The organism is Gimesia sp. (assembly GCF_048260065.1).
Lineage (GTDB): Bacteria > Planctomycetota > Planctomycetia > Planctomycetales > Planctomycetaceae > Gimesia.
On the sequence record NZ_JBLXHC010000010.1, the window covers coordinates 293,064 to 315,852 of the forward strand.

At 49.8% G+C, this 22,789-nt stretch carries 21 protein-coding genes; 6 read left to right on the forward strand and 15 right to left on the reverse strand.

From position 1 onward, the window contains the following. Positions 1 to 39: 39 nt before the first annotated feature. Positions 40 to 1,155: a Gfo/Idh/MocA family protein gene (locus ACN0YN_RS19410; RefSeq protein WP_417386663.1), complete on the reverse strand. Its 1,116-nt coding sequence runs from the start codon at positions 1,153 to 1,155 to the stop codon at positions 40 to 42. A 270-nt stretch (positions 1,156 to 1,425) separates the two neighbouring features. Between ACN0YN_RS19410 and ACN0YN_RS19415 the strand changes: the two genes are divergently transcribed. Together ACN0YN_RS19415 and ACN0YN_RS19420 are read left to right on the forward strand one after the other, a co-directional pair. Then, positions 1,426 to 2,586, forward strand: coding sequence for a XylR family transcriptional regulator (locus tag ACN0YN_RS19415; protein ID WP_417386664.1), 1,161 nt, complete (start codon positions 1,426 to 1,428; stop codon positions 2,584 to 2,586). 176 nt (positions 2,587 to 2,762) lie between these two features. Further along, positions 2,763 to 3,980 (forward strand): hypothetical protein, encoded by a 1,218-nt coding sequence (locus ACN0YN_RS19420; protein ID WP_417386665.1) that lies wholly within the window; start codon positions 2,763 to 2,765, stop codon positions 3,978 to 3,980. Between the two features lie 6 nt (positions 3,981 to 3,986). Here the strand turns inward: ACN0YN_RS19420 and ACN0YN_RS19425 are convergent, their stop codons facing one another. From ACN0YN_RS19425 to purM, 3 genes are all read right to left on the reverse strand, one after another. Beyond that, entirely contained in the window at positions 3,987 to 5,231 is a 1,245-nt protein-coding gene (locus ACN0YN_RS19425; protein ID WP_417386666.1) for a methyl-accepting chemotaxis protein, read from the reverse strand. A gap of 37 nt (positions 5,232 to 5,268) precedes the next feature. After that, positions 5,269 to 5,787 (reverse strand): PAS domain-containing protein, encoded by a 519-nt coding sequence (locus ACN0YN_RS19430; RefSeq protein ID WP_417386667.1) that lies wholly within the window; start codon positions 5,785 to 5,787, stop codon positions 5,269 to 5,271. Between the two features lie 428 nt (positions 5,788 to 6,215). Then, a complete protein-coding gene (gene purM / locus ACN0YN_RS19435; RefSeq protein ID WP_417386668.1) occupies positions 6,216 to 7,292 on the reverse strand; it encodes a phosphoribosylformylglycinamidine cyclo-ligase in 1,077 nt (358 codons plus the stop codon). 304 nt (positions 7,293 to 7,596) lie between these two features. Between purM and ACN0YN_RS19440 the strand changes: the two genes are divergently transcribed. After that, positions 7,597 to 8,469 (forward strand): fumarylacetoacetate hydrolase family protein, encoded by an 873-nt coding sequence (locus ACN0YN_RS19440; protein ID WP_417386669.1) that lies wholly within the window; start codon positions 7,597 to 7,599, stop codon positions 8,467 to 8,469. A gap of 18 nt (positions 8,470 to 8,487) precedes the next feature. Here the strand turns inward: ACN0YN_RS19440 and ACN0YN_RS19445 are convergent, their stop codons facing one another. After that, positions 8,488 to 8,685 carry a cold-shock protein gene (locus tag ACN0YN_RS19445; protein ID WP_417386670.1) on the reverse strand — a complete coding sequence of 66 codons (198 nt, stop codon included), beginning with the start codon at positions 8,683 to 8,685 and terminating at the stop codon, positions 8,488 to 8,490. 645 nt (positions 8,686 to 9,330) lie between these two features. Between ACN0YN_RS19445 and ACN0YN_RS19450 the strand changes: the two genes are divergently transcribed. From ACN0YN_RS19450 to bfr, 3 genes are all read left to right on the forward strand, one after another. Then, positions 9,331 to 9,564: a hypothetical protein gene (locus tag ACN0YN_RS19450; protein WP_417386671.1), complete on the forward strand. Its 234-nt coding sequence runs from the start codon at positions 9,331 to 9,333 to the stop codon at positions 9,562 to 9,564. Positions 9,565 to 9,861: 297 nt separating this feature from the next. Then, a complete protein-coding gene (locus ACN0YN_RS19455) occupies positions 9,862 to 10,662 on the forward strand; it encodes a 3-keto-disaccharide hydrolase (protein ID WP_417386672.1) in 801 nt (266 codons plus the stop codon). A 200-nt stretch (positions 10,663 to 10,862) separates the two neighbouring features. Then, complete coding sequence (gene bfr, locus ACN0YN_RS19460) at positions 10,863 to 11,333, forward strand: bacterioferritin (RefSeq protein ID WP_417386673.1); 471 nt, start codon at positions 10,863 to 10,865, stop codon at positions 11,331 to 11,333. 99 nt (positions 11,334 to 11,432) lie between these two features. Here the strand turns inward: bfr and ACN0YN_RS19465 are convergent, their stop codons facing one another. The 10 genes from ACN0YN_RS19465 to ACN0YN_RS19510 form a co-directional block, all read right to left on the reverse strand. Further along, the gene (locus ACN0YN_RS19465; protein ID WP_417386674.1) at positions 11,433 to 11,717 is read right to left on the reverse strand and encodes a (2Fe-2S)-binding protein; all 285 of its coding nucleotides are present in this window, start codon (positions 11,715 to 11,717) and stop codon (positions 11,433 to 11,435) included. Positions 11,718 to 12,090: 373 nt separating this feature from the next. Continuing rightward, complete coding sequence (locus ACN0YN_RS19470; protein WP_044240245.1) at positions 12,091 to 12,804, reverse strand: response regulator; 714 nt, start codon at positions 12,802 to 12,804, stop codon at positions 12,091 to 12,093. 33 nt (positions 12,805 to 12,837) lie between these two features. After that, positions 12,838 to 13,509, reverse strand: coding sequence for a phosphate signaling complex protein PhoU (gene phoU / locus ACN0YN_RS19475; protein ID WP_417386675.1), 672 nt, complete (start codon positions 13,507 to 13,509; stop codon positions 12,838 to 12,840). 4 nt (positions 13,510 to 13,513) lie between these two features. Further along, positions 13,514 to 14,404, reverse strand: a complete 891-nt coding sequence (gene pstB / locus ACN0YN_RS19480) for a phosphate ABC transporter ATP-binding protein PstB (protein ID WP_417386676.1) — start codon at positions 14,402 to 14,404, stop codon at positions 13,514 to 13,516. Positions 14,405 to 14,498: 94 nt separating this feature from the next. After that, positions 14,499 to 15,377 (reverse strand): phosphate ABC transporter permease PstA, encoded by an 879-nt coding sequence (gene pstA, locus ACN0YN_RS19485; protein WP_417386677.1) that lies wholly within the window; start codon positions 15,375 to 15,377, stop codon positions 14,499 to 14,501. Next, complete coding sequence (gene pstC / locus ACN0YN_RS19490) at positions 15,374 to 16,264, reverse strand: phosphate ABC transporter permease subunit PstC (protein ID WP_417386685.1); 891 nt, start codon at positions 16,262 to 16,264, stop codon at positions 15,374 to 15,376. Before pstC ends, pstA begins: the two co-directional genes overlap by 4 nt. Positions 16,265 to 16,365: 101 nt before the next feature. Continuing rightward, positions 16,366 to 17,379: a PstS family phosphate ABC transporter substrate-binding protein gene (locus ACN0YN_RS19495; RefSeq protein ID WP_417386678.1), complete on the reverse strand. Its 1,014-nt coding sequence runs from the start codon at positions 17,377 to 17,379 to the stop codon at positions 16,366 to 16,368. Between the two features lie 254 nt (positions 17,380 to 17,633). Beyond that, positions 17,634 to 19,412 (reverse strand): two-component system histidine kinase PnpS, encoded by a 1,779-nt coding sequence (gene pnpS, locus ACN0YN_RS19500; RefSeq protein WP_417386679.1) that lies wholly within the window; start codon positions 19,410 to 19,412, stop codon positions 17,634 to 17,636. Positions 19,413 to 19,686: 274 nt separating this feature from the next. Beyond that, the gene (locus ACN0YN_RS19505) at positions 19,687 to 20,136 is read right to left on the reverse strand and encodes a carboxypeptidase-like regulatory domain-containing protein (RefSeq protein ID WP_417386680.1); all 450 of its coding nucleotides are present in this window, start codon (positions 20,134 to 20,136) and stop codon (positions 19,687 to 19,689) included. Between the two features lie 110 nt (positions 20,137 to 20,246). Beyond that, the gene (locus ACN0YN_RS19510; protein ID WP_417386681.1) at positions 20,247 to 21,242 is read right to left on the reverse strand and encodes a DUF1559 domain-containing protein; all 996 of its coding nucleotides are present in this window, start codon (positions 21,240 to 21,242) and stop codon (positions 20,247 to 20,249) included. Positions 21,243 to 22,789 lie beyond the last annotated feature (1,547 nt).

Genomic DNA, 22,789 nt, shown 5'->3' on the forward strand with positions numbered 1-22,789 from the left:
GAGAAGCGTTTCAGTGAAACCTGGAATTCAGAGTGTTGTCTATTCCAGGGTGAACGCAGGCAGTGATTTCAATTCGCCCCCTGCAACCGCCGATTCGTGAGCCAGAATTCCGACACAGGTCCAGTTCGCGGAGAGTGGCGCGTTCGGCCAGGGTTCGGAACCTTCCACCAGCGATTTCAAAAACGCATTCACCAGATGCGGATGCGAACCGCCGTGCCCGGCTCCCTGCAGGAACGACAGATGCTCGGCGTCATGAATCGCGCGGGTAAACTTCTGGATTTCGTGTGGTAACAGGTGTGCATAATCGGGAACTTCGACCCGCTGCGGGATATCTGGTTCCGGTTTTTTGGCCGTGTGCAGAACCGGGTTTTCCCCTTCAATCAAGGGCCATTCAAACGATTTCTTCGTGCCATACACGTCCACCGATTCACGGTACTGACGCGCGGTATCAAACAGAAACCGCCAGATGTGAGCGGCGATGTCGGAATCTTTAATCTTGATGTGGCAGGTCTCGACGGCGAACCGGTTCCCCGATTTCTCGGCGATCTCATCGTTCACCGTACCGGAGCCGAAGCAGCTGATGTACTCGGCGCGACCATTCACCATTCCCAGGACCGGGCTGACGACATGTGTCGCGTAATGCATGGGAATCATCCGCTCCCAGTATTCCGGCCAGCCTTCCATGTCCTGCGGGTGACTGGCCTGCATGTATTGAATTTTTCCCAGCTCCCCTTTGTCATACATTTCTTTGATGAATAAAAACTCGCGGCTGTAGACCACCGTTTCCATCATCATATATTTCAGGCCTGTCTCTTTGACCGTATTGACAATTTCTTCACACTCGGCCACGGTCGTCGCCATCGGCACCGTGCAGGCAACATGCTTCCCGGCTTTCAACGCTTTAATAGACTGAGGTGCGTGATCGGGAATCGGCGTATTAATATGGACGGCGTCCACGTTCGGATCTGCCAGCAGTTCGTCATAGGATGTGTACCGTTTCTCAATCCCGAAGGTATCACCGATATGATTCAGATGTTCTTCTGATCGCTGACAGATCGCATACATATTGGCATTGGGATGTGCCTGATAGATGGGAATGAATTCGGATCCAAAACCGAGTCCGACGATCGCGACATTAATCTGTTTCTCACTCATGGCAATCCTTCAACGCTGCAGGAAACGCTTCTGTCCGGACGGATCCTGTTCACAACGGAGCCGTACCCATTTTCTTTATTGTAAATCAGGACCGACCAGTTACCATGTAAACTTGCGCAGAATAAATTGAGATATTTCACCACGTAGAAATCAACCTGATTCTGCATTTACAGGCACTGTAATTCAACGGTGAGATGAACGCACCGATATTCCTTAAGAATATTACATCCCACAGAAATACCGCCTCCTTCAGAAATAATTTCCGAATCTATGAAATCACGTCCCTCGGTCGCCCTGCTGATTGAATCGTCTAACTCCTATGCACGGGGGCTGTTGCGCGGGATCATGTCTTATATCCATGAGCACCATTCCTGGTCGATCTATCTGCCCGAACATGGTAGAGGTAACGTTCCGGTCAACTGGCTGAACAACTGGCACGGCGACGGTATTATTGCCCGGATTGAGAATTCTAAAATTGCGGAAGCGGTAGTGAATTCAGGCGTGCCTGCCGTCGATGTGAGCGCCGCCCGACTGGCACCTTCACTCCCCTGGGTCGAAACCGATGACCGCGCGATTGCATCACTGGCCGCACAACATCTGATCGATCGTGGCTTTCAACATTATGCATTTTGTGGCGATCATCGATTCAACTGGTCTCGCTGGCGCGAAGCACATTTTCAGGAAGGAATTCGGGAAGCAGGCTTCGATTGTCACACGTATCCACAATCGACGGGTAGAAAACAGGCCCCTCCCTGGGAAGTCGAACAGAAACGCCTGGCGGACTGGATTCGCGCACTTCCCAAGCCTGTGGGAGTGATGGCCTGTTATGATATTAAAGCCCAACAACTGCTCGATGTCTGCCGCACGATCAATGTCTCTGTCCCCGAAGAAGTCGCCATCATCGGCGTCGACAACGATGAAATCCTCTGCAATCTTTCCGAACCTCCCCTCTCCAGTGTGATCCCTAATACAAAGCTGACAGGTTACGAAGCCGCCGCCCTGCTCGACCGGATGATCGCTGGTAAAAAAGTTTCGTTAGAAGCGCAGCTGATCAAACCGCTGGGTATTGCCACGCGTCAGTCTACGGACACCCAGGCCATCGACGATAAGCTGATCTCCGATGCCGTCCGCCTCATTCGGCAGCAGGCCTGCGATGGGATCAATGTGCAGGACGTGTTGAAATCGATTCCCCTGTCGCGACGGGTCCTGGAAAGCCGCTTCCAGAAAATCATCGGCCGTTCCCCTCATGAAGAGATCATGCGGATCCGCCTGGATCGTGTAAAACAGCTGTTGGAAGAGACCGAACTCTCACTCATCGAAATCGCAGAGCGCACCGGATTCCGTCACTCCGAATATCTGAACGTTGCCTTCAAAAAACAGACCGGCACGACTCCGGGAATCTTCCGTCGTAATCAGAAACGGACACGCTGACCACCGCCTTGGGACTCACGTCCCCTCGCTTCCTGGCCATCATCCAGGGACTTTGCTTGCTACCTCAGTCATTTTTAATAGTGCCCTGTTTCAATTTGTCTGTCAGACCGTATAGTAGGGAGTACTACCAACTACCCCTGGCTTTTCCTTAAGTGCATTGAAACAGCTTGATCAGCATGACAGACACTACTACTACTGCGACGGTCGAGAAATTCAACAAACGCATTGTGTCCCTGGACCAGTTCCGGGGTTACACGGTAGCGGGTATGTTCCTGGTCAACTATATGGGCTTTTTTGCCATCTGTCCGGTCGTACTCAAGCATCACAACACGTACTGCAGCTATGCGGATACGATCATGCCGCACTTTCTGTTTGCGGTTGGCTTTGCATTTCGACTGACTTTCGGACGACGGGTTCAGACTGAAGGCGCTGTTTCTGCTTATATGCGAGTCGTCAGAAGACTGTTGGGCCTGGTACTGGTTTCGCTGATTATGTATCGAGTCGATCCCATTGCAAAAACCTGGGAGGAACTGCGGTCACTGGGAATCTGGGGAGCCATCGCCGACCCACTCAAACGTAACTGGTTCCAGACACTGATGCACATCGCGGTGACATCACTCTGGATTACGCCCGTTATCCGTGCACGGGCTTCGGTGCGGATTGGCTTTATGGTCTTTTCTGCGGCGGCTCATTTGATCCTCTCTTATCAATTCAATTTCACCTGGGTCAACACTTCTCCGAACGGCATTGATGGCGGCCCGCTCGGTTTTCTGACCTGGACGATTCCTGCGATCATCGGTACGCTCGCCTGCGACTGGGTAGTCGAAGCAGAAGGATTGCCGCGCGTGAAACCGATTCTCTTCTGGTCCTGCGTCTTGATGCTGCTGGGCTGGGTCCTCTCCTGTGGGACGCGACTATATGATGTCCCGGTTTCAGAACAACCCGCAAAAGATAAACTTGCCGCCCATCCGGTGATTCCAGACGAAGCACAATGGAAAGCCAAACAGGAAGAACCGCTGTCGGCATATCTGGCCGAACCTCCGTTCGTGAAACCGCCGGGACAGGAGCAACGACAGTGGAACTACTGGATGATGAGTCAGCGGGCAGGAACACTTTCCTACCTGACTTTCACGGCAGGACTTTCCCTGTTTGTGTACCTGCTGTTTCACCTGGCCTGTGATCGGGGTAACCTGCACATCCCATTGTTCCGTACGCTCGGCACGAATGCGCTGATCGCTTACATCCTGCACGAACTGGTAGGAGAAGCCGTCAAACCGTTTGCCACCAGAGATGCCCCTGCCTGGTATGCCTGGGGAAGTTTCGTACTCTTTTTCTGGATCACATGGCTGATTGTGCGACACCTGGAAAAGAACAAAATCCACCTCAAACTCTGAGCCGTCTCATTTCGAACGAATTGTCGTCAGGAAATGCTCTACCGCTGTACTCAGGCTTTCTGACTGTTGCGCGATATCATTGACGGAACTCACCAGATCAGTGGTGGAATGAAATGTTTCAGAGGCTGTCGTGGAAACACGCTGTACGATTTCTGAAGTCTGCACCGTTTTACCCGCCGCATCTTTCACATTCTGATGAATCGTGGCAATCGCCTGGCTCTGTTCGGAAATTGAAGCTGAGATCGATTCACTGATTTCATCTACCTGTCGAATCGTACTGCTCACAGTTGAAATGTTGGTAACGGCGTCATTAACCACATCCTGGATCTGACGAATCTGCTCGTTGATGCGATCGGTTGCTTTGGCTGTATCCTGTGCCAGATTTTTCACTTCGGAAGCGACCACTGCAAATCCTGCCCCCGATTCACCAGCACGGGCTGCTTCGATGGCCGCATTTAATGCCAGCAGGTTGGTCTGCTTGGCAATATCAGCAATGATCTTTGCAAACGAGCCAATGTCGTTAGTGGTTGCCACCAGACTGGACATGAACTTCCTGGCATGCTCGCTTTCATTGACCGCCTGCTGCACCACATTTGTGGACTGTTTGACCCGGTCATCAATCTGCTGAATCGATTCATTCAACAGCACAGTCGATTCTGCGACAACATCCACATTCTGAGTCGTCTGATCAATTGAATTGACGGCCATGCCTGTTTCCTGGATGGCGCGTTCTGTCACTGATTTGAGTGAGTGAACTGTGGCATGCAGCTGAGTCGCCGCAGCGGACACAATAGTCGAAATCCTCTGGACTTCCTGTTCGAATTCATCCGCCATCTCCAGGCGGCGAACTTCTGCCTGCTGCAGTTCTTCTGCCTGAATTTTCATCTTTTCGCCAGCAGAATTAATCACTTCTGAAGCCTGACGAAAACTGCCACGCACCCCTTTCAACAGCACCTTGCGGAAGAACTTTCCGTGAGCGGCAGCGGTCAGCGAAGCCTTCGACTCGCGGACAAAAGCGTCTGTATAATCCAAAAGCCCATTCAGGGAAACCAGGGCGCGTTCCAGATCGCCATCGACATTAATGTGTAACAGGCGGACTTCCAGATTTCCCGCCGCGGCAGATTCACAGACATCGGCCAGTTGCTTCACCCAACTGCGGTAACATTCCAGTTCCACACGTTCTACATCCGTGAGAGACGACGTTGATTCATTTACTGTTGATCTCTGTGCGGCTGCTTCCAGTTTTAGCATGGGGTACCTTTATGAGCTCTGACTCGAACTTCAACAGTTATAAAGCAAAAATATACTCGTCATATTCCATTCCGGCCGCATTCTGTTGCGACAAGAGCTCGACGGTGGCATTCTGAATGCCCGTCCGCCAGTCTAAACTGGCTTCTTCAATATGTTTTAACGAGCGATAGAGTGGGATCACCTTCTCAAGCGCCTGTCGTTCGGGAACACGACGGTTTGAGTGATAACCGATGATCTCGCCGGAGAGATTAAAAGTGGGGGTTACATGCGCGAGCACCCAGTAGTGGTCACCGTTTTTACAAAGGTTGACAACGTAGGCGAAGATCTCCTCACCAGACTGAATTGTGTTCCACAACAGCTTGAACACAGAACGGGGCATATCCGGATGACGAATCAGATTATGGGGCTGCCCCAGTAGCTCCTCTTCAAAATACCCGGAGATCTGGATAAACGTGTGATTCGCATAGGTAATTCTCCCCTTCAGATCTGTCTTACTGACGATGATCTCATGATCGGCAAATGTTCTTTCCCGACCGGTGGGCATCGGACGTTCCATCAGTGCCTTTCTCTGTAAAGCGCAACAGAAACATAACAACCCTGAAAAACACATCCCTGAAGGAACGCATCCACGCGTTCACTTAATGTGAGAGACTTACGCCTTCAGAGTAAATCCAGGAGTCATCAGGACCTCTTGTCAGATAAGACAGCGCACTATTTCCGACATTCTGATCCCCTACTCCTCTTCGAACCGGAGCTATACAGGAAATTACAAAAGAAGATAAACTATTCTCTGAGTTCGCAAAAAAATGATGATTTGGACTCAAGGTCGAGTTCCTATTTTACCCATTAAACATTCGACCACTCCCTGCATCAGGCAAAATCGACCCTGAAAATGTACGGGAAGCGAAAATCCGCGCAGACGCATGACCAGGATTGCCTGGATGCCGAAAAACAGGAGCAAAAAGAGACGGAGAACAGAAAAAGTCAGATCAGTGTGACTTCTTTTTCTCCCTGGGAGACCTTCCCCAGAATATGAGTGGGACACTGACTTGCCAGCAATTTTTCCCGAACCGCTTTCACCTGATCTGCCCTGACAATGGCAACCATGCCGATTCCCATGTTGAAGACGCGGAACATTTCCTCTTCTTCAATATTCCCCAGTGACTGCAGCCACTTGAAGGCAGGTGGTACTTCCCAGGCCGATTTTTTCATTTCGATGCGGCGGTTGGCCGGGAGAATGCGCTCGACATTTTCGACCAGCCCTCCCCCTGTTATATGCGCCATCCCGCTGATCACAATCTGATCGGGATAGCTGCGAACGACAGAATTGATGGCAGAAGCATAAATGCGGGTTGGCTCCAGCAGAACACTGGCAACGGTTCGCTGATTCAATTCTTCGACAGGGTCATTAATTCCCAGACCAGCCATTTCAAAAACGACTTTACGAATCAGGCTGTATCCGTTGGAGTGAAATCCACTCGATTCGAGACCCAAAACGACATCTCCGGCCTGAATCGCATGGCCATCCAGAACCTGGTTCCGCTCAACAACTCCCACCGAGAAGCCGGCCATATCAAAGTCGCCATCGCCATACAGGTCGGGCATAATTGCTGTTTCCCCTCCCAGCAGAGCTGATTTCGAGAGGACACAACCTTTACTGACCCCTTCCATCAGTTCAACGAGCCGTTCTGGATCATCTTTCCCCAGAGCAATATAGTCGAGAAAGAACAATGGCTCGGCCCCCAGGCAGAGACAGTCATTGACGCACATGGCAACCAGGTCGATGCCGATCGTATTATAGGTCTCAGCTTCGATCGCTACCTTGATTTTTGTCCCGACTCCATCCGTCCCGGAAACCAGCACCGGATCTTCATACTTTCGCCCTGCGGGTCCAGGTTCTGGATTATTCAGACGAAAGAGTCCGGCAAATCCTCCCGGGAGATCCATCACACGTGACTTTTGTGCCAGATGGGTTTTTCCCAATAACGGATGAATGGAAGACATTGCTTTCTGATAGAGATCCAGGTCAACACCGGCATCTTTATAGGTTGCTTTTGTCATAATATCATCCGAAATAATAAGAGCTGAAACGGTATTTTTGTATCCGATTTCCCGCTGAACGTCAGAGAAAACCTACAGGTGACAGCATAACATTCCAGCGACAAGAAGAAAATCTACCGTATGAGTTATTTGAAACCCACGACAGGAAATCCAGTAAGAGGCCTGTATCTAAACGAGCGGGATAGCTATGATTCCAACATCCACTACACCCGCCTGAAGCAGCGACATCAGATTCCTGCGAATCTCACACGACCGAACGCCTGCTTCCTGAAGTCTCAGAAAACAATCCAAGGAGATGCCCTGCATGAAGTTAGCAACGATTCAGACTGACAAAGGCATTCAAGTAGCCTCAGTAGTTGACCAGGAAAACGAGTTAACTTTCTTCGAGCTGTCAGCTTTCGACGATAGCCTGCCCAGATCTCTTAAAGGAATACTGGCGCTGGAAGGGGGACTGGAGCGCGCTAAGATAGCCGCAGAACAGGCCGAACAGGCAAACCAACAGATCGCAGGCACCCTGCTGGCACCGATTCCCTCACCGGGGAAAGTCCTCTGTATTGGCTTAAATTACCGCGATCATGCAGAAGAAACGGGGATGCCGTTCCCTGATGAACCAGTCTGTTTCAGCAAGTTCAGCAGCTCGGTTACCGGTTCAGGACAGCCAATACGGATTCCTTCCGTTGCCCGCGAAGTTGACTATGAAGCCGAACTCGTGGCAGTTATCGGAAAGACATGTCGTAACGTCACTGAGACAGACGCACCCGCATACATCGCCGGCTATATGAACGGCCACGATGTTTCAGCGCGCGACTGGCAGATTGGACGTCCGGGCGGACAGTGGCTGCTGGGAAAAACAGCGGACACATTTGCTCCGACTGGCCCTTACCTGGTAACGGCAGATGAGATCAAAAACGCAAACAGCCTCCCCATCAAATTAACACTTAATGGAGAGGTTTTGCAGAATTCCAATACCGATAAATTCATCTTTACCATAGAACAGGTAATCGCGTTCGTGTCTCAGATACTGACACTCGAACCCGGTGATATCATCTTTACCGGTACGCCTCCCGGAGTAGGCATGGCCCGCAAGCCCCCTGTATACCTGAAACCTGGAGACCAGGCCTGCATTGAGATACAGGGACTCGGGATGCTATGCAATACCGTGGAAGCGCGGGATTGAAATGTTTTTGTCTAATTTCTACTCAGTTGTAGAGACTCGAACTGCACGCAGGCCTCGATCGCTCTTTTCGGTTTCAAACTCTACGGTTTGACCTTCAACCAGCTGATCGAATGTGACACCATCCAGTGATGAGAGATGAAAAAAGATATCCTGCTGGCCATCGTTAATGAAGCCAAACCCTTTTTCAGTAATTTTTTTGATTGTTCCAGTGGCCATGAAGCCCATCCTCTAACTTAAAAGTCTCTCGACAATAAAACGGAGTTTATTGTCACTCTGTAACTGATCACCACTTGTAGCACATTCGCTCATAAATAGTGACACACTGAAAAAAATACGCATAGCGTATTATAACGCAAAAATAAGGACAAAATCAGGTTGCCAGTGAATTGGACACTTATGTGAATAAGATTGAAAACCAGTTCAGCTCATTCAACCTGAGATAAGTGTGACAAACCCTGAACGAATTAGCAAACTGTTATATCAAAGTTTCTTATAAAAATTTTGAGAATTCTAAAAAACCAATTCCTTAAGATTCTGACTGAAAATGAGGGTTTACCCCGATTTCATCTTGACCTTTTTCCCTGTTTTTGGCATCCCGGTCCGCAACATCTTCTGCAATCAAAGGAACCCGATTAATCCGGATGTCTCCTTCAGGTCCGATTATTTATCTTCCAGTAACAGTCAACTAAACTGAAAAAACAACCTCCTTTTTGTGATTTCAAACTGAAATATGTGTTTAAAAGATGATTGTCGCTTGAATTCTGATGTATCTCATTTTTTAATGCTTTCTAGACATTGTCTATCATAGACAGGGATCAAGTGACTCATTTTCTAGAACAACTATTCGGAAGGGACAATAAAATGTCTTTCACAAAACTGAGCCGACTGTTCGTCGTGCTGGCAACCATCAGTATTTCAGCCTGGGCCGTTGGATGTGGCAAACCTGCAGCTGACGCTCCAGCTCCTGCTGGCGATGCTCCTGCAGCAGATGCTCCCGCTGAAGCTGGTTCAACAACCGGTGGTGCCGGCGCTGAAGTTCCAGAAGGCGGAGAAGAGCCCGCAGCTGAACCTAAAAAAGAAGAAGCAGGCAGCTAATCCTGCCCAAGCCAGTCATCTGGTACGACACTGACTTTGAACGCCCGTTATTCATAACGGGCGTTTTTTGTTCATGGAGTTCACTTCCCGTCACGCCTTTGCTGCGACTCATTGAAATCTAAAAAGTTCGCTCGCAAAAATGTATTATTTGCCGGCTCGCTGTTTATAATCGATGAATGGTCAAGCGGGTGAATTCAATCACTCTCCGGACATAATTTTCCACTCACCTGATTCATGGTCAACGGATCGTCTGTTGCCCTGCCTGTATTGCACGCGCCGTGATTAAGGAACACTTTCGTGAAATCAACTTCATCCCTGATGTTTTGCCTGAGCCTGTTATTCTCCCTCTGTATTGGCTCCCTGCTTTCTGCAGACGAAACCAGCACGGATAAAAAATGGATTCCATTGTTTAATGGCAAAGACCTGAATGACTGGACGGTAAAAATCCGCGGCTACGATGTAAATGAAAATTTCGGCAATACGTTCCGCGTCGAAGACGGCTTACTGAAAGTGGGCTACGAGCAATACGGTGAGTTTGCAGAAAAATTCGGCCACCTGTTCTACAAAACCCCGTTCTCACATTACATTATCCGTGTTGAATATCGGTTTACCGGGGAGCAGTCAACAGGTGGCCCAGGCTGGGCGTTCCGCAACAGTGGAATCATGGTCCACGGCCAGACGCCGGAAAGCATGTCGAAAGACCAGAAGTTTCCGGTTTCCATTGAAGTGCAGCTACTCGGCGGAAAAGGAACGGGAACCCGTACTACAGCCAATCTGTGTACCCCAGGCACTCACGTTGTCATGGATGACAAACTGTTCAAACCTCATTGTGTGAACTCACACTCCAAAACCTATCATGGAGACCAATGGGTTACTGTCGAAGTTGAGGTCCGCGGCAACAAAATTATCAAACATATTATTGATGGGCAAACAGTGCTCTCCTATACGAAGCCCCAGCTGGACCCCGCCGATGAGGATGCCAAAAAACTGATTGCAGACGGCGCCCCCCTCATGCTTGAAAAAGGGACGATCTCGCTGCAGTCGGAAAGCCATCCGATTGAATTTCGCAAGGTCGAACTGCTGAACCTGGAACCATAAAACAGCCCCGTGTTGAGAATCTGTTTCAAAAAATACAGCGGTCGGGCCGTGCCGAGAGAGATCTCGTTTCAATACTTGAAAATAGCAGATTTTAAACGGTTTCAGTCTGGAAGATGTGCTGAATTTTACGAATACTACAAACAGCATGTCTCCCGGTTGAAGGCAGCATTACCAGATAACTGTTAGAGAAAGTAAGACCAATGAAGGGTAGTCAGAAGATAATTGATGCGTTAAACGATGGGCTCACAATCGAGTTGACAGCCATTAACCTGTACTTTATCTCATCGAAAATGTGCAAAGACTGGGGCTTTGATAAGCTGGCCAAACACTTTTATGATGAATCCATTGAAGAAATGAAACATGCAGAACAGGTCATTGACCGCATTCTGTACCTGGATGGTGTTCCGGAAATTGCCCGCTACGATGTAATTCGCGTCGGTAAAACCGTCGAAGAACAGATCCAGAACAGCCTGGAACTGGAGATGAAAGGTGTGGCCACATACAACTCGGCAATCGAACTGTGCCATGAAGAAAAAGACGCCGGCAGCCGCGAACTGATGGACCAGATGGTTGTTGAATCTGAAGAAAGTATCGACTGGTGCGAATCTCAGCTGGAGCTGATCAAACAGGTTGGTATCCAGAACTATCTGGCTGAACAGATCCGCGAATAATAAACACAGATTTCCCGGGGATGGCTGGCAAACAGATTTCCCCACAGGAGAATCTACTAAAAAAGCCCCGTCAATCGGGGCTTTTTCTTTTAAATCAGACTAAGCTGGCTGTGCACACAGGCAACGCCGTTTGGACTGACCACAGTCATCGCAGGCACCGGCCAACAGGTCTTTAATCCGACAATGGCAGGCTGTGCAGCCCTTTCCGGCACCACAGCCGCGGGTCACTTCATGCACTGACTCAGCATTGCTGGCAGTAATACACTGCTGGACTTCTTCTGGCGTCACTTTCAGGCAGTGGCAGAGAAATCTTCGACGGGGAGCAATCTCAGGGACGGGGATTGCCGTTGATCGTTCGAACTGGCTCTCGGTAACGGTAGACATTTCGCGTTATACCCAGGCATCAGTCGCATCCTTTGTGACTGATGCTTTTTTAATTGAAAGCTGATTGCGTGGTGATTACGGGATTCGATCAGGTAGGAACGGTCTTTAAACCCCGTTTTCAGGTTTGGCCTCACTGCAAGTAGAGTATGAGACTCAGTCTCAACTAGAATAAGTATATCGGTCTTTTGCGGAGTGTCAACTACTCTCAAAAAAGATTTTTGGCGAATTCAGGGAGTCACTTCACAGCAAGTGTTCATAACAACACACCTTAGCGGCAAACATCTGTAAACAGCAGACTTTTTTCATTCCAGATGCGAAAACAGGCCTGCGCTTCACGGCGCAGGCCTGTTTCGTCGAAATATACTCGATTGCTTTAAGTCGTCTGTTTTTTGAAAGCAGTATCCGGGTCCCGAAAGCGATATCCAACACCGCGGACCGTCTCGATCAGCTCCGAATGTTTTTCCAGCTTCTGACGTAACGCCCGGATATGCACATCAATGGTTCGCTCCAGAACCAGGGCATCATCTCCCAGAGCGGCATCAATCAGCTCAGCACGAGAGAACACTCGACCTGGCTGACGAACCAGTGCTTCCAGCAGTTCAAATTCGCTCCGAGTCAGCGAGATCGGGACATCATCAATCATCACCCGGTGCCGTCTGCGGTCGATCATTACTCCCTGACTGACAATCGTATCAGACGCTTCTCCGTTACTTTCACGACGCCGGAGCAGAGCTTTGATGCGCTCCAGCAGAATCTTGACACTGAAAGGTTTAGTGACGTAATCATCGGCACCTAGCGTGAAACCAACCACCTGGTCCGTTTCTTCCGACTTGGCAGTCAACATCAGGATCAGAACATTGCTGGTGACCGGGTCCGATCGGAGCCGGCGACAAACTTCCAACCCATCCATCTGGGGAAGCATCAGGTCCAGAATAATCAGGTCCGGTGTTTTGAGTTGCGCCTGACGCAGGCCGTCCATTCCATCGAGGGCAACTACTGCATCGTATTTCTCCTGTCGCAGGTTATATGCGAGAACTTCAGAGAGAGAACGATCATCTTCAATCACAAGGATACGTTTCTTTGACATGTCTTTTTTTTATACCACCTAAATGAGATAGAATCAGGTAGAAAATGTTTCTTTATGCCGATGGCGGACAATTTCACCCTCGGTCAGATAAATCACATCTTCAGCAATATTAGTCGTATGATCGGCAATACGTTCGATATGGCGAGCTGAAGAAAAGAAGTGTAGTGCCGGTTTAATCAAATTGGGATCCGTCTGCATCAACTGATAAATTTCATTGATAATCTCCCGATTGTAACCGTCAACAATGTCGTCACGCTTACAGACACTGCGTGCTTTTTCTGTATCAAAATCGATAAAAGCATCGATGGCATCACGCAGCATGGAGACGGTCACTTTTGTCATCGGCTCCAGCGAAGCGGGAATGCGAAAGTTGGGATAGTGCGACAGACCGATGGTCCGCTCAGCAATATTCACTGCCAGATCGGCAATTCGCTCCAGGTCATTGTTGATTTTCAAAACTGTTGCCGTCTCTCGTAAATCCACGGCAACAGGTTGATGCAATGCCAGGATTTTCAGACACTCTTCTTCAATTTTTACTTCACTCTCGTTGATGGCGCGTTCTTTCTCTATGACTTCATTCGCCAGATCAACCTGAACTTCATAAAGCGCACGACTGGCCTTGGAAATCATTTCTTCCACCAGCGAAGATTGTGTGATAATCTCCCTTTCAAGTGACTCCATGTCGCGCTGTAAGTGCTTTGTCATCGGCTTATCCAAATCTGCCCGTAATATAGTCTTCGGTCTGTTGCTTCTTGGGATTCGTAAACAACTCTTCTGTTGCCCCCGATTCCACCAGCAGCCCCTGATAGAAAAATGCAGCCTGGTCAGACACACGCGCTGCCTGCTGCATATTATGCGTCACAATCACGATCGTATACTGCTCTTTCAGCTCAAAAATCAAATCTTCAATCCGCGCAGTTGATGCCGGGTCCAAAGCTGAAGCCGGTTCATCCATCAGCAGAATATCCGGATCATTCGCCAGCGCCCGTGCGATACAAAGTCGCTGCTGTTGTCCGCCTGAAAGATTCAGGGCCGAATCGCTCAACCGATCCTTGACTTCATCCCAGAGCGCAGATCGCTGAAGTGAGCGTTCTACGATTTCGAATAAGTCTTTTTTCTTGCGGATGCCGGCGATTTTAGGTCCAAAAGAAACATTGTCAAAAATGGACTTGGGAAAGGGTGTGGACTTCTGGAATACCATCCCGATCCTTTTACGCAGCGTGACGATATCTGTGCGTGGTGAATAAATATCCTGCCCTTCCAGCAGAATCTTTCCTTCGACTCGTGTCCCCTCAATCATATCGTTCATCCGGTTCAGACACCGCAGGAAAGTAGACTTCCCGCAACCGGAAGGCCCGATAAACGCCGTCACGCAACATTCGGGAATCGAAAGAGATATATCTGTCAATGCGCGGTTTTCCGAATAGTAAAACGATAAATCACGCACGCTGATTTTTTCTGTGGCCTGCGCCAGTTCATCAGCAGTCCGCATGCTCTTACCTTCAGGAATTGAAGGCCGCACGACAGGACCCTGAGAATGAGCGGAGGTTGCCTTATCGGGTGATTGCATATTATTTTTAACCGAGGGTGTTGAAGCCATGGATTGAAAATCCCTGCTGAGAACTATTATAGATAAATAAAATCAAATCTGTGTGGAAGAATTTCACATTTCTCCATTCACGTAGTTCCCTCTACTACCAGCGAATCTTTTTTCCGTATGTATGTCGCACGAATACCGCCACTGCGTTCATGCTGACCAGCAGAATCAACAGCACTAAAATCCCGGCAGCAGCTACGTGAAGGAATTCTTCCTGCGGACGCTGAGTCCAGTCAAAAATCAAAATCGGCAGTGCAGTAAATTCATCCGACAGTTTTTCCGGTACAAAGGGGACATACGCCATCGCCCCCACGACAATCAAAGGTGCCGCTTCTCCCAGCGCCCGCGACAGGGACAAAATCACCCCCGTCATGATGCCCGGCAGTGAAGCGGGCAGTACCTGATACCAGACCGTCTGCCAGCGCGTTGCTCCCAGAGCGTAAGCCGAACGTCGGATCGAATCCGGTACGGCTCGCAAAGCTTCCTGAGACGCCAGAATCACAATCGGCAGTACCACCAGTGTCAGCGTCAACGCACCAGACAGCACACTGCGTTCAAAGGAGAGCGTCCGCACGAACAAAGCCAGCCCCAGAATCCCGTACACAATTGAAGGGACTCCAGCCAGATTCGCAATATTCAACTGAATCAGTTTCCGCCAGCGAGTGCGGGCCGAATATTCTTCCAGGTAGACAGCGGCTCCCACACCCAGTGGCACAGAAAACAATGCCGTCAGACCAATCAGCCAGATACTCCCCCACAAAGCAGCTTTGATCCCGGCTTTATGCGGATATCTTGAAGGATAATGCTGAAGAAATTCCCAGCTCAACCAGTTCTGCCCCTCAAGGATGATATTCCAGATCAAGACCAGCAACGCCAGAATACAGGTGATCGTGGCCACAAAGCAGGCACTGGTAAACAGGAAATTACTGACCCTGCCACGCCGTTTCGTTGTATAAATATCGAGTTTCGAGCTCATTCGTAACGTTCTCCTACCCGGGAGAGGATGTACTGAGCAATCACGTTCATGATCATCGTGGTGAGAAAGAGAGTCAAACCAACTGCAAAGATTGTCCGGTACTCAACTGTTCCTGCCGGCGTATCTCCCTGGCTCACCTGCACGATGTAAGCAGTCATCGTCTGGATGCTTTCCAGAGGATTCAACGTCAGTTTCGGAGTCGCTCCTGCTGCCAGAGTCACCGCCATCGTCTCACCAATCGCACGGGAAATGGCCAGCAGAAAGCTGGCAATAATACCCGACATCGCTGCTGGCAAAACCACTCGTACTGTGACTTCATACTTATTTGCACCCAGTGCAGAAGCCGCCGCTCTCAGCGAAATCGGCACCGACTGCAGAATATCTTCACTCAGGGAAATAATCATCGGCAGGATCATGATGCCCACCACCACGCAGGCACTGGCAGCATTGAAGACGCCGGCACTGGGGAATATTTCCCGGATAATCGGAGACACAAACACGATCGCCAGATAACCGTAAACAACCGAAGGAATACCGGCCAGAATTTCCAGCAGCGGCTTCACAATATCTCGAAAGAGAGGTGACGCGTATTCGCTCAAATAAATCGCCGTTCCCAGACCGATGGGAACTGCCACGAGTGCCGATCCACCGGTTACCAGCAATGTGCCACAAAGCAGAGGCAGAATCCCGAAATGCTGTGGCTTGAGAAGCGGTGTCCACTGGGTACCCGTCAAAAATTCGATCACGGGTACATCATAGAAGAATTTAACCGATTCATACAGCAGTACGATCACGATGCCTACTGTAACCAGCACCGAGATGCTGGCACAGAGAAACAGCGAGAAATGAATCAGACCTTCGTAAACAGGACGCAGACGGTTCCACAAACCGCTGGCACTTTCTAAAGAAGTAGAGCGAGGCAGCCCAATGACTACTGCCTCACCCCCTTGAATTTCAACTGATTGATTTAAACCAGATTGCTCGTTTGTCACTTCGACAAAGCTCCATTAAGTGTTTCCAGGTTCTTCTTTTGAACATCTTCTGAGACGGGTACATAACCCACGTCTTTTGACAGAGCGGCTGCGTTCTCCAAATAGAACTTCACGAAGGCAACCACTTCCGGACGTTCCAGAGAAGACTTTCGCACGTAGATAAACAGTGGACGTGAGAGCGGCTGGTAAGAGTTGTCTCGAACAGTTTCCAGAGAAGGCTTGGTACAGCCTTTGCCACCATCAACAGCCAGCAGCTTCAACTTGTCTTTATTTTCTTCATAGTAAGCGTACCCGAAGTAACCCAGGGCGTCAGCATCTTCTGACACACCGGTCACCAGTACGTTGTCATTTTCACTGGCAGTATAGTCAGCACGGCTAGCCTTGGACTCTCCGACAATTGCTTCTGTGAAGTAATCGAAAGTACCTGAGTCAGTTCCCGGGCCATACAGCTTGATGTCTTTGGCAGGCCACTTGGGATCCAGATCTTTCCACTGTTTCACGCCACTTTCCGGACGCCACAGTTCTTTCAGCTGACCGACTGTCAGACATTCACACCAGGTATTCTTGGGGTTCACAATTACAGCCAGACCATCAAACGAGACGGACAGTTCAATGAATTCGATCCCTTTTTCTTTACAGGCGGTTGCTTCTTTTTCTTTCATTGCCCGTGAAGCGTCACAGATATCAACTTCACCTGCGATAAACTTCTTCATCCCGCCACCAGTTCCGGAAAATCCGACGGTCACTCGCACTTTGGGCTGCACAGTACGAAACTCTTCCGCCACTGCTTCACTCACAGGATAGACAGTACTGGAACCATCGATTTTCACACTGCCTTCCAGCTTCTCGCCAGCCTCTGCGGGTGCTTCCGCTTCTGGTTCAGACCCTTTCTGCTTGGCAGCGGTCTCGTTTGCATCATTGCCTCCGCCATTGCATCCAACGCCAATCAGGGAAACTCCAATGGCCAGACATAGCAGCCCCCATACCTTCCCCTTGTTTGTCGTGATCATCGTGTGTGTTTCTCCCCAATGCGATATGGTGTTATAAGATTGATGTTCGCTTTGAAATCGAGACCGCTCGGCCAGTCAGCTCAAACTGGCTCTGAGTAGATCTCCCTCAGACGCGTCTTACCATACCCGCAATTTGTTAAGATAATATTAAGAAACTGTGAAGTACTTAATCTTTCCAGAACATCAATTCATCCGGAACAATGCATCTTAACTTGCTTGATTGAAGCGATTTACGACAAGTCAACCTCTGCAGATTAACCTCGGGGCAGCCTTACAGAAAATGTACTGCCTTCACCGATTTTGCTCTTCACACCAATGGTTCCATTAAAAGACTGAACCAGGTGTTTCACGATGGAGAGCCCCAGACCGGTCCCCCCCAATTCCCGGGAACGGGCCTTATCAACACGGAAAAATCGCTCAAAGAGGCGTGCCTGGTATTTTTCCGCGATCCCGATTCCGGTGTCCTGCACCTGTAGCAACACCATGTTTCCCTCCTCGAGTTGCCAGCGAATCGTGATCCGCCCCTGATCGGGCGTGTACTTAATGGCATTGTTGATCAGGTTACTCAGGATCTGATGCAGCCCTTCCTCGTCGGCCTTCACCTTGATCCCAGGTTCCTTTTCTTCAACGATCAGCTCGATCTGTTTCGACTCCGCCACTTTCTGCTGATCCACCAGACAGGACTCAACAAAGGGTCTCAGTTCAATATTAATGATATCAAACACCTGGTTACCAGATTCAATACTGGCCAGGCTGATCAGATCCAGGATGAGCTGATGCAGCCGATCCGCCTGTTCTTCGATGCGCAGCAGAAATGTCTTACTGATCTCGGGATCATCCATCGCTCCCCGAATCAGCGTCTCCGTGTATGCTTTGATCGAACTTAAAGGCGTTTTCAATTCATGAGAGACATTCGCGACGAATTCCTGCCTGAGTGATTCCAGCCGCCGCAGCTCCGTCATATCAAACAGCACGATCACCAGCCCCGGACAGGGGGTGCCCGGCAGGGGAGTCGTCGTCACTCCCAGAATTCGATCGCTGGTACTTTCCAGCTCCACTTCCATCCGCTGCGGTTCCAGCGTTTTTAATACTTCCGTGACGGATTTCTGAAGCTGGTGATTTCGTACCGATTCAAATAATGCTTTGCCTTCCGCATCTTCTGGGGAGAAGAACAGCAGTCTGCCCGCAGATTCGTTAGCGAACAAGACATGCTGGCGTTCATTGATGGCAATCACACCTTCGACCATCCCTTCCAGAACGGTACTGAGTCGGTCTCCACTCGCCTGCAACTGACGTACACGCTCTGCCATCTCCCTGCTCATATGATTGAATGACTGCGCGAGGATTCCCAGCTCATCCTGCTGCGGGAAATAGAGTTTCTGGTCATAATCCCCATTCGCAATCGATTCCGCTGCGTTTGTCAGAATCGTCAACGGGCGGATCATCCGCGCCACAACCCAGTAGGTCAGCAGCATCACCGTAAAACTGACCAGTAAGGCGATCGTCCAAATCAGCTTTTCGATAGACGAAATCTCTTTCTGGATTTTCGCCATCGTAATCGCAACCCGCACGACTCCCCGTGGCTCTCCATCTTTCTCGTACAAAACAGCATAGTACAACATTGGTTCACTTAGTGTGGGGCTGATGCGTTTGGAAATCCCGAAACCAGTGGAAAGCGCCTGAATGACTTCCACCCGGTTCTTATGATTTTCCATCTCGCGAACCAGATCTAATGTATCCTGGTCCGAATCTGCCAGCACGACTCCCTCCATGTCAATCAGCGTTAAACGTGTTCCGGTTTCCTCGCCCAGTTTCCTGACTTTTTTCTGCAATGATTCGGAAATGCCCTCCTGAAACACCCCCTCCAGGCTGTTACGCATGATCACCGCGCTGTCATGCAGTCGCTGCTCGACCTGATCTTCCACCTGGGTCTGTTGTCGTCCGGACACGATGAGCACAAACACAATCGCAGACGCAATATTGAGACCGGCATAGACCAGAAAGAGCTTCCAGAACAGACGCGAAGACCACATCGAAACATCTACCTTGATGACTGCCAGAGCATGGAATGAAATTGTGTCAGATCATGTTGAAGAAAGATCTGCAACAACTGACTCTGAATAATGCTGCAAACTGCCTGAATTCAGGCGGAATTGAATTCGCCTATTGTGAACGCGAAGACCGTCTGTTCGCAAGGGCTGCTCTGCTATTTCATCAAGAGTTCACCAGATCAGGATGATTTTCTACCTCCTTCCACACAAGAAACTGTGTCTCACTCCCATGAGAGCTGTTCAATCACTACAGAAATCATTTCTTATTCTGCAGATCAAAATCGAACTCGCCCCCCGCCTCTGGGACGACGGCTGTCAACCGGGAACCACTGACATTACTGTAGCGGGCAGGCAGCGACTCGACTGCAATGCCTCCTGCCCCTGCTCCCTCTTCCGGCAGTGGTGTTCCGTCTCCCCGTAACAGACGACTGATCACAACCTTGTAATTCCCGGGAGGGGCACCTTCCGCACCATGCTGTTGCTGAAGCTGATACTTCCCTCCCTCATCGGTCGTCCCCAGGCATTCCACTCCTTTCGTCTGCCCCTGTGGAATAAATGTAACCGTCGCTGCAGCAATCGGCGCCCCATCCAATGTGACAACACCAGTGACAGGGACTGTTTCCGGCAGAGGTGAAGCTGCAGGAGCCCCACCACAACCGACAAGACTGCCCGAGATCATCAACAGCAAGAAAGCTCGTAACTTCATCGTTTTTCCTCTGCCCGTTGAAATATTGGATCACATCTCTCATCGCGTCTTTCGAACTGCCTGACTCAACCTGCTTGATTCAAAAGACGCGACAGTCAATCTGGAAATACTTAGAACTCTCCCAGCACCTGGCCATCAGCAATGCGCGACAGATTAATCCGCGTGGTCGTGTCGATATTCTCACTGAGAAATCGAACCGCACCATCCCCCATCAGAATATGAACGCCGCCCCGATGCAGACTGCCGGCATATCCCCAGCTGTCCAGCTTCCCGGTCCCGGCACCATCCGTTGCAAAAACATTGATACCAGTATGCTCAAAACTCACCCCGACCATCGTATGACCGCGATATCCCCAGGCCGTCGAATTCCCATTCCGAACCGAACGGGTCGTTTCTGTCATTGCCACGGTATTACTGCTGCCATCAATGATATCTCTCACACTGCATCTGCTGTCATCACCAAACATGGCACGCGTCGTCATGCTGATCGAATTCCAGGGGACACAGGAATTCCAGTTCCGCAAATTGGAAACAAAGTCATAGTTGGTTCGCCCTGCTCCGCCATGATTCGTATTGGAAGAAGTCGGAGCATAACAGGTCTGTCCGGGCGGAATGCGTGTCGGGTTCGGATCGGAAGGACACAGAAAAGCCGGCAGTACTTCCTGCACGGGAGCGAGGTTCCCATTGGTCGAAGGATCATCAGCGTGCGTCCCGATCAATCCACTGTTACATCCTGAAATTTCCCACGTATACATCGTGCCGTTGAAGTTGAACTGATTATAAAGCGGTGCCTGATCAATATTCGGCAGCAGCATGACCAGCCCCGAACTGTTCAAGTCGGGAGTACTGCAGCGACCAATATTACCGGGAGGAAACACGCGATGCGTATCATGATAATTGTAAAGCGCCAGTCCAAGTTGCTTCAGGTTATTTTTACAGGTAGAACGCCGCGCCGCTTCGCGCGCCTGCTGCACCGCCGGAAGCAGCAGAGCAATCAGAATCGCGATAATCGCGATCACAACCAGCAGTTCGATCAGCGTAAATCCACGTTTTTGCCTTTGTGCCTGTTTCATTTTTTCACCTTCGTCAAAAATAATCTGAAACATTTTTTACACCCGAATGAAATCCAACGTCCCGCTATGGCAGACTCAGCCACACAATGATAAGAACCAGAAAATGAAGGACAGTGAATCAGCGATCTCTGATCACGACTGTTCGATATCTTGAAGAGCGGAATTTCACTCAGAACGATTGAAAGATGAGCACACGATCAATCCCGGAAAAGGATGTTTAAGTTATTTATGATACGAAATTAAAAAAGGGAACCGATTCATTTTCAGACCAAAACTGATCACTATCAGACACGCCTTCACGATGTAAAAACAAAACCGGACAAGAACATCTCATCCTGAATCCAAACATGTTCTATCTCAAATTTACCAGGAGAATAGTGCTCCCAACCCCCGGGCTGTCAGACACTTCAGTCAACATAATCAAAGTCATTGCATCCGCCTTCATTTCTGATTTTTTACTCCCGCCATCTGATCAAACCGGGTAACCCCGAATGTAATTCGGGGCGAGCACAGCGAGCAGGAAACCGACAGCGAAAACTTTCGACCGCTCCCTTTGAATCTCCCACCATCTCACCTCCCCGTATGCCACTGCTCAAACCAGCCTGCTGTGAATCCAGGCAGTAGAACCAGCGCTCTGGAACAGATTGAACTTGACTCCGCCGCGCCAACGGCGATAAGCGTTGTTTCGGGTCGCGCGCGTGCCCAGTTTACAGTGCACCAGAACACGCGACAGTTGTTCGAAATCGTCACTATAAAACAGCCCGTTTTTTCCAGATCTTCACTGCCTGAATCAACACCAGTTCGTAATGAATGCCTGCGGGTCGCCGCACATCGCAGCCCATCCCCCCGGCACCGCTCCCGCACCGCCCTGCATCGCGCCGGGATCAACCTGTATCGCCACCCGATTCTGTTCATCCCTCTTGACGCCCCCGCGCCCTTCCCTAAGATTTCCCTCAATCGATGAAACCAGACAGATCCTGAAATCAGCGTTCTCATAATCATCAAAGGTAAATTATTTTTGAAACAGTCCATCATTCTCACTCGTACCCCCGATAATAAGGTCCCATCAAATTTCGTGTGTTTTCGTATTTTTCGTGGTAGCAAAAAAAACCGGAGCCAGTTCAACGGGAACAGCAATCCGTCCGTGTGCCACAGTCAGCTTGCCTGACTGTGAGGACGAGTCACTCCCATCTCACGATTCACAAAGCATTTTAATTGATGTGCATCCCCTTCCCTCAGATGAATCTGCCGAACCACTAAACACAGAGAAGGGTCACGGGTAGCCCCGGATGTAATCCGGGGTTGGCGCAGACAACAGGAAACTGTCAGCGAAAACGTACTATAAGTTTTCAAATTACCAACCTGCTCAGTGGTAGGGGCGGCACCCATGTGTCCGCCCGCCTGGCGATATTCGAACCGGTATCAAACCACAACGGAAACCGATGAAACGCTCTAACTGAAATTTTCTACCACGAAAAACACGAAATGACACGAAAGTGAAAGTGGGTGAAACTATGAAAGAAGGTCGAGCCGGTGGTGGTATTCTTTAACGCGTGGTAAACATAGTTTATTGAACCTTG